The sequence below is a fragment of the Streptomyces sp. NPDC043896 genome, from assembly GCF_056435605.1.
Window position 1 is genome coordinate 290,494 of the sequence record NZ_JBWKEE010000003.1, and the last position, 6,864, is coordinate 297,357.

Here is a 6,864-nt window from a genome sequence, read left to right on the forward strand (position 1 = left end):
CCTTCGGGATCACGCCCGGGCCGCGAGGCGGGGGGCCCTGCCGACGGGGGTGTGGTCGGTGTGGACGGTCGCGGCCGTCATCCTGGGGACGGCCCGGATCAGGGCCTGTTCGGCGGCGAGCGCGAGCTCGTGGGCCCGTACGACGGTCAGGTGGGAGGCGACGACGATGTCGGCCTCGGCGCGCAGGGTGTGGCCGATCCAGCGCATGCGCAGCTGCCCGACGCCGAGCACCCCGGGCACGTCCCGCAGGGCCCGCTCGGCGGCGTCGACGAGGGCGGGGTCGACGCAGTCCATCAGGCGGCGGTAGACCTCGCGGGCGGCGTCCCCGAGGACGAACAGGATGGCGAGGGTGATCAGGAGGCCCACGAGGGGGTCGGCGGCCGGCAGGCCGGCCGCGGAGCCGGCCGCCCCCAGCAGGACGGCGAGGGAGGTGAACCCGTCGGTGCGGGCGTGCAGTCCGTCGGCGACCAGGGCGGCGGAGCCGATCCGCCGGCCGGTGCGGACGCGCAGGCGGGCCACCCACTCGTTTCCGGCGAAGCCGGTGAGGGCCGCCGCGCAGACCGCCCACAGGTGGGTGACCTCGCGGGGGTGCAGCAGCCGGTCGACGGCGGCCCAGGCGGCGAGGGCGGCGGACGCGGCGATGACCAGCACGATCAGCACGCCCGCGAGGTCCTCGGCGCGGCCGTAGCCGTAGGTGTAGCGGCGGTTGGCCGCCCTCCGGCCGAGGACGAAGGCGATGCCCAGCGGCACGGCGGTCAGGGCGTCGGCGGTGTTGTGGACGGTGTCCCCGAGCAGGGCGACCGACCCGGACAGGGCGACGATCGCGGCCTGGACGGCGGCGGTCGCCCCGAGGACGGCGAGGGAGATCCACAGGGTGCGCATGCCGTCGCGGGAGGTCTCCATGGCGGCGTCGACCTTGTCGCCGGCGTCGTGGCGGTGCGGGATCAGCAGGTGGCGCAGCCCGCGCCGGCGGCCGGGCCCGTGCGGGTGGGTGTGAGGGTGAGGATGAGGGTGAGGGTGGGAGTGGCCGCTGCCGCGATTGCCGTCCATGGACCTTACGTTGGCACAGGGAACCGATTGCGGCTACGGCCGTCCTGCACGCCCTGACCAGGTGCGAAGCACTCGCACCTGCGCCCCCTGCTACCGTGCGGGCATGCGCGCCCCCATCGGCCCCTTCGAAGACGCCCGTCCCGCCCCGGACTGCCTGGCCCAGCTGGTCGCCCCGGTCGCGGAGGCGGTGCGCGGCCGGCAGGGCGAGGACCCGGCCGGCGCCCGGCAGATCGTGTACGTCGACACCGATCCGGCGATCGCGGACACCGCGGCCTTCGTGGAGCACTACGGGCGGGAACTGCTGGACCAGTCCGCGAACTGCGTGGTGGTCGCCGCCAAGCGCGGCGGGGAGACCACCCTGGCCGCCTGTCTGGTGCCGTCGGCGGCCCGGGCCGATGTGAACGGGGTCGTGCGGCGCCACTTGGGGGCCCGCAAGGTCTCGTTCGCGCCGATGGCCACGGCCGTGGAGCTGACCGGCATGGAGTACGGCGGGATCACCCCGCTGGGCCTGCCGGCCGGCTGGCCGCTGCTGGTGGACGCGGCGGTCGGCGGCATGCCGTACGTCCTGGTGGGCAGCGGCCGCCGCCGGGGCAAGCTGATCGCCCCGGGCGCGCTCTTGGCCGGACTCCCGGGCGCGGAACTGATCGAGGGCCTCGCGCTCGCACCGTAGCGCGGGCGGCTCCGCCGGCGCTGGCGGGACGGCGCTGACGGGACGGGGCGGCGGGCTCAGAACACGGCCGTGAGGAGCGCCACCAGGAGGCCCGCCGCCACGCCCAGGACGACCACGGCCACCATCGCGGCCAGCGCCGCCAGCACGAAGCCTTCCCCGTCCACGGCCCGGCCCCGGCGGGCGCAGGCGCCGAGCCAGGCCGCCAGGGCGAGGAAGGGCACCAGCAGCAGTCCCGTCGCGACCCCGAGGTTGCCGACGGCGGAGCCCGACAGTTCGTACGCCTTCCCCCGCGCGGTCCGGACCTCGACCTCGGAGCCCCGCCCGTGCTCCTCCGCGGCCCGCTCCAGCAGGATCTCCTCCCGCGGTCCGCCGCCCCGGCGCAGCGGGGTGTAGCGGCCCGCGCACTCCGTGCCGGCGGCGAAGCCCTCCGTGTCGGTGGCGTCGTGGCACTCGGCGATCGTCACGACGCCGTCCACCGGCCCGAAGCCGAGTACGGCGGCCAGTTGCGGCCCGGGCAGGAGCCACACCAGCCACGCGGCGAAGGCGAGGACCGCCGCCGATCCGAACGCGGCCGCGACCCGGGCCGCCCTGCGTGCACCACCCCGCACCACCGCACCCCCTCCCCCGTTGGGCCATACCCGTGACGGTGACCGGCTAACTCCGGCCACCCGCAAGTAGCCACCGTCCGCCATCCGCCATATGGGGTGCCGACACCCCCGCGGGGTCCCGCCCGGCTCCTAGGATGAGGCCCGCTGCGGCCCGGGGTGCGCCGCAGCACGGGCCCACAGGCAGGGAGTTGAGGAATGAAGCGGTTGCGCACACTGGTGGCGGTCGGCGTCCTGGTACTGGCCTCGGCGGGGGCGGGCACCGCCCAGGCCGCTCCGCCGGCCCCGTCCCCGGCCTCGGCCCCGGCCGCCGACTGCCCGACCGCGGAGATCTTCGCCACCGACAACACCGCCGTCATCACGGACCCGGCCGACCCCCGGCTCCGGACGCGGCTCAAGCGCTTCGACCGCGAGGTCCGGGAGATCATCCACGCCCACGGGGCCCGGACGGAGTCCTCGACCCTGCTGGACGGGGTGTTCTGGTCCGAGGACGAGCAGCAGGCCACCTACGAGCGCTCGCGCGAGTTCGACGTCACCCAGGTCGACGCGAACGGGCTGCACCACATCGCCGACGTCATCCGCAAGCAGTACCGGCAGGAGTCGGTGCTGACGTTCCGGTGCCTTCCGCGCACCTCCCCGGAGACCGACGCCGTCGAGATCCAGGCCGAGGGCGTCAGCGCCACCCGGCTGCGCGACGCGCTGCTCGCCGACCCGGTGGCGCGGGACCGCCTCGTCGGCGGTTCGGTGGCCCTCGACGGGCGGCTGATCCTCATCGCGCCGATCGGCGACCTGCCGCTCGCCCGGAAGTTCACCTCCGAGCTCGGGGTCGACTGGAACTCCGCCGAGGTCCGCTACGGCGACCAGGAGTTCGTCGCGTAGGCGGGCCGCGTGTCCGCCCGGCGGACGCTCCCCCGCATGGTGCGCTCCGGGCGCTAGTCTGCACGTCCGCGGGGGACGATCACAGAACGGGCAGGGTGAACATGTTCGAGCCGGCGCAGGAGAATCCGTACCCCGACAGCCACGTGCTCGGGGAGGGGCCCGCACCGCATCCGCAACTGGCGCCGGTGCTGCCCCTGCTGGGGCGCTGGCACGGGCGTGGGCAGGGCGAGTACCCGACGCTGGCGCAGGACTTCCGCTACGAGCAGGAGGTCTCCTTCAGCCACGACGGCCGGCCCTTCCTGCGTTACGAGGCGCGCGCCTGGCTGGTCGACGCGGCCGGGGTGCCGGTCCGTCCGGCGGGGCGGGAGACCGGCTGGTGGCGGGTGACGCCCGACGCGTCGCTGGAGGTGGTGCTCGCCCACCCGACCGGCATCGTCGAGACGTACGTCGGCCGGGTGTCGGCCACGGCCGCGGCGGAGCTCGACATCGAGATCGAGACGAAGGACGTGGTGCTGACCCCGCTGGCCAAGGAGGTCACCGGCACCCGCCGCCACTACACCCTCGACAGTGCCGGCCTGACGGTCTTCCACGACATGGCGGCCGTCGGGCAGCCCCTCCAGCACCACCTGACGACGCGTCTGCGGCGCCGCTCCTGACGGCGGGAGCGGCACCAGCACCACCCCCGGTACGGGTGTCGGGGAGATCGTCCCGGGCCCGGCGAGCGCGGAGGATCGACACGACCGATCACCACGGCGGGGGGGACCACCCAGATGAACGTGTCGCGGAAGACCGCGCGCCGGGCCGCGGCCGGCCCCCGCGGGCTGCCGGCCGTGGCGGCGCTGCCCGCCGGTCAGGCCGAGGAGCCGCTGTCGACGACCAGGTCGGTCCCGACGACCGAGCCGGCCGCGGACGAGGCCAGGTAGAGCACGGCGGCGGCGACCTCCTCGGCCTCCGCGAGGCGGCCGAGGGGGTTCTCCGCCTTCATCCGCTCGGTGCGGTCGGCATCGGTCTCGCCCGGCAGCAGCGACATGGGGGCGGCGGAGGCGCCGGGGCTGACGGCGTTGATGCGGACCCCCTCGTGGATGTGGTCGAGGGCGGCGGCGCGGGTGAGGGCGGAGACCGCCGCCTTGGAGGCGATGTAGGCGGCGAGGTTCGGTATCCGCAGGTGGGCGCCCAGGTTGGAGGAGATGTTGACGATGGCTCCGCCGCCGTTCCGCCGCATGTGCGCGATCTCGTGCTTCATGCCCAGCCAGACTCCGGTGACGTTGGTGCGCTGGATCGCGTCCCAGTCCTCTTCGCTCACCTCGGCGACGGGCCCGACGCCGCGGAGCACGCCGGCGTTGTTGACGGCGACGTCGAGTCCGCCGAAGCGGGCGACGGTCTCGCGGACGAGGTTTTCGACGCCGGCCGGGTCGGTGACGTCGGCGGTGACCGCGGCGGCGGTGCCGCCGGCCGCTTCGACGAGGGCGACCGTCTCCTCCAGGGTGGCGGCGGTGCGGCCGGCGGCCACGACGGAGGCGCCTTCGGCGGCGAAGGCGAGGGCGATGGCGCGGCCGAGGCCGGAGCCCGCGCCGGTGACGAGGACGGTCTTGCCGGTGAAGCGGTTCATCTTCGGTGACTCCTTCGAGGGGCGAGAGCCCCATATTTGAACGATCGGTTCAGAATGCGGGCATGCGGAACGACGGGGCGAGGACACGGCGGCGGAGCGCGGGGGCGCGCCGTCAGTCCAGCAGCGCCAGCGCCTGTTCGGCCGCGTCCAGGACGCGGGCGGGATCCTCCGAGGCCTTCCCGACGACGCGGACGCCCTGGAGCAGGACCAGCAGCATCCGGGCCAGGGCGCGCGGGTCGCGGCCCTCGCCCAGCTCCCCCTGCGCCCGGGCCCGGACGAGCGCCGAGTGGAGCAGGGTCTCGAAGCGGTCCCAGCTGACCTCCACCCGGCGGGCGGCCGCGGCGTCGTGCGGGGCCAGCTCGGCCGCCGTGTTGGTGAGGAAGCAGCCGTTGAGCCGGTCCGCCGGAGAGGCCGCCTCGGCGGCGAACCGGCGCACGACCGCCCGTACGGACGGCAGCGCCGGACCCGGTTCGGAGAGCTGGGTCAGCAGCAGCGGGTCGCGCGTCTGCGCGTAGCGGTCCAGCGCCTTCAGGTAGAGCTCGTGCTTGCTGCCGAAGGTCGCGTAGATGCTGGCGCGCCCGATGCCGAGGTGTTCGACGAGGTCGGCCACCGACGTCGCCTCGTAGCCGCGCCGCCAGAACAGCTCGAGGGCCGACTGGAGGACGGCGTCCGGATCGAATTCCTTGGTCCTTGCCACGTCGAAGATCATAAAGCCATCTGGAACGAACGGTCAACAATCAATCGGCGTCGGGGAGCCGGGACCTCCCGGCGCGCCGGGCCGCCCCATTCGTGCTGTCCTCGAAGGGGAGGGCACGCAGGGGGGCGGGGAGGGGCACGGAAGGGTTTCGGAGCGTACGCGGAGAGCCGAGGAGGAACCATGGACAGGAACCTGCGGGCCCGGGACATCATGACCAAGGGCGTCCAGTGCGTCCGCGAGGACCAGTCGTTGCAGGACGCGGCACGCATGATGCGCGAGCTGAACGTCGGATGCCTGCCGATCTGCGGGGACGACGAGCGCCTCCAGGGGCTGATCACCGACCGTGACATCGTCGTCAAGTGCTGCGCCGAGGGCAAGGACCCGGCGCGGATGCGGGCGGGGGAACTCGCCGGCACCCTGCACTGGATCGACGCCGACGACAACGCCCAGCAAGCCCTGGACACCATGGAGGTCCACCAGATCAAGCGGCTGCCCGTCATCGACGTGGCCGGCGGCCACCGGCTCATCGGCATGATCACCGAGGCCAATCTGGCGCGGAACCTCTCCGACGCGGACATCGCCGAGTTCGCGGTGCGCGTGTACGCCGCGAACTGAGCCGGAGGAATCCGCCGCCCGCCGCCCGTGACCCCCGACTGCCGGGATCGTTGAAGGAGGCGGTCAGCGAAGTGCGCAGGGCGCCGGCCGGGCACTTCCAGCCCGGTCGGCGCCTTGTGTCCTCGGGGCCGGGGAACGGTTCGGGGGCGCACCGCGAGGGCCGCCGGTTCCGGTTCTCCTCCACCGTCGTCCGGGAATCCTGGAGAGAACCGAGTGCGCACCCGCGGGTTACCGCTGACGCCCGTCACCGCCGCCCTGGGCGGTGCGCTGGCCGCCCTGGCCGCCGTCGGCGCCGGACCGGCCGCCGCTCCCCCGCCGCCGCGCGCCGTCACCCTCACCTCGGCCGGCGCCCCGCTGCTGGCGGACGCCCGGACCCCGTTCAGCATGCTGGCCGTCACCGCGCCCGCCGACGGACCGGGCGGCGCCGCGTACCGGGTCCGCGCCCGCGAGCGGGGCTCCGGCGACTGGTCCCCGTGGACGGTGATCGAGGCCGGAGAGCCGTGGTGGGCCGGGCCGTCCGACGCCGTGGAGGTGCGCGCGGCCGGCGAGGGGGCAGGCCTGCCGGCCGGGGTGCGCCTGGACCTGGTCGACCCGGGCCCGGGCCCGGCCGCCGGGGCGGAGCCGGCGGCGCACGAGCCGGCGGCGCACGAGGTGGCGGCGCACGAGGTGGCGGCGCACGAGGTGGCGGCGCACGAGGTGGCGGCGCACGAGGTGGCGGCGCACGAGGTGGCGGCGCACG

General features: G+C 75.1%; 8 protein-coding genes and 1 pseudogene. 5 read left to right on the top strand and 4 right to left on the bottom strand.

Going from position 1 to position 6,864, the window contains the following annotated elements; genetic code table 11:
* Positions 1-9: 9 nt before the first annotated feature.
* Positions 10-1,050 carry a cation diffusion facilitator family transporter gene (locus AC069X_RS05990; protein WP_478725562.1) on the bottom strand — a complete coding sequence of 347 codons (1,041 nt, stop codon included), beginning with the start codon at positions 1,048-1,050 and terminating at the stop codon, positions 10-12.
* A 103-nt stretch (positions 1,051-1,153) separates the two neighbouring features.
* Between AC069X_RS05990 and AC069X_RS05995 the strand changes: the two genes are divergently transcribed.
* On the top strand, positions 1,154-1,720 hold the full coding sequence (locus AC069X_RS05995) for a YbaK/EbsC family protein (protein WP_478725564.1): 567 nt from the start codon (positions 1,154-1,156) through the stop codon (positions 1,718-1,720).
* A 56-nt stretch (positions 1,721-1,776) separates the two neighbouring features.
* On the opposite strand, the gene AC069X_RS06000 is transcribed toward AC069X_RS05995, so the two are convergent.
* Complete coding sequence (locus AC069X_RS06000; RefSeq protein WP_478725566.1) at positions 1,777-2,328, bottom strand: hypothetical protein; 552 nt, start codon at positions 2,326-2,328, stop codon at positions 1,777-1,779.
* 195 nt (positions 2,329-2,523) lie between these two features.
* Between AC069X_RS06000 and AC069X_RS06005 the strand changes: the two genes are divergently transcribed.
* Positions 2,524-3,204: a hypothetical protein gene (locus AC069X_RS06005; protein ID WP_478725568.1), complete on the top strand. Its 681-nt coding sequence runs from the start codon at positions 2,524-2,526 to the stop codon at positions 3,202-3,204.
* A gap of 101 nt (positions 3,205-3,305) precedes the next feature.
* Positions 3,306-3,860: a heme-binding beta-barrel domain-containing protein gene (locus AC069X_RS06010; protein WP_478725778.1), complete on the top strand. Its 555-nt coding sequence runs from the start codon at positions 3,306-3,308 to the stop codon at positions 3,858-3,860.
* Between the two features lie 194 nt (positions 3,861-4,054).
* Here the strand turns inward: AC069X_RS06010 and AC069X_RS06015 are convergent, their stop codons facing one another.
* The gene (locus tag AC069X_RS06015; protein WP_478725570.1) at positions 4,055-4,813 is read right to left on the bottom strand and encodes an SDR family NAD(P)-dependent oxidoreductase; all 759 of its coding nucleotides are present in this window, start codon (positions 4,811-4,813) and stop codon (positions 4,055-4,057) included.
* A 112-nt stretch (positions 4,814-4,925) separates the two neighbouring features.
* Positions 4,926-5,510 carry a TetR/AcrR family transcriptional regulator gene (locus AC069X_RS06020; RefSeq protein WP_478725571.1) on the bottom strand — a complete coding sequence of 195 codons (585 nt, stop codon included), beginning with the start codon at positions 5,508-5,510 and terminating at the stop codon, positions 4,926-4,928.
* A gap of 180 nt (positions 5,511-5,690) precedes the next feature.
* Between AC069X_RS06020 and AC069X_RS06025 the strand changes: the two genes are divergently transcribed.
* Positions 5,691-6,125 carry a CBS domain-containing protein gene (locus AC069X_RS06025; protein ID WP_478725573.1) on the top strand — a complete coding sequence of 145 codons (435 nt, stop codon included), beginning with the start codon at positions 5,691-5,693 and terminating at the stop codon, positions 6,123-6,125.
* Positions 6,126-6,338: 213 nt separating this feature from the next.
* Positions 6,339-6,864 (top strand): annotated as a pseudogene (locus AC069X_RS06030) (hypothetical protein); the annotation flags it as partial.

What these genes read in the sequence shown, in the direction of transcription:
- AC069X_RS05990 (WP_478725562.1), bottom strand. Translation starts at nt 1,050, where the DNA reads ATGGACGGCAATCGCGGCAGCGGCCACTCCCACCCTCACCCTCATCCT.
- AC069X_RS06015 (WP_478725570.1), bottom strand. Translation starts at nt 4,813, where the DNA reads ATGAACCGCTTCACCGGCAAGACCGTCCTCGTCACCGGCGCGGGCTCC.
- AC069X_RS05995 (WP_478725564.1), top strand. Translation starts at nt 1,154, where the DNA reads ATGCGCGCCCCCATCGGCCCCTTCGAAGACGCCCGTCCCGCCCCGGAC.
- AC069X_RS06010 (WP_478725778.1), top strand. Translation starts at nt 3,306, where the DNA reads ATGTTCGAGCCGGCGCAGGAGAATCCGTACCCCGACAGCCACGTGCTC.
- AC069X_RS06025 (WP_478725573.1), top strand. Translation starts at nt 5,691, where the DNA reads ATGGACAGGAACCTGCGGGCCCGGGACATCATGACCAAGGGCGTCCAG.
- AC069X_RS06005 (WP_478725568.1), top strand. Translation starts at nt 2,524, where the DNA reads ATGAAGCGGTTGCGCACACTGGTGGCGGTCGGCGTCCTGGTACTGGCC.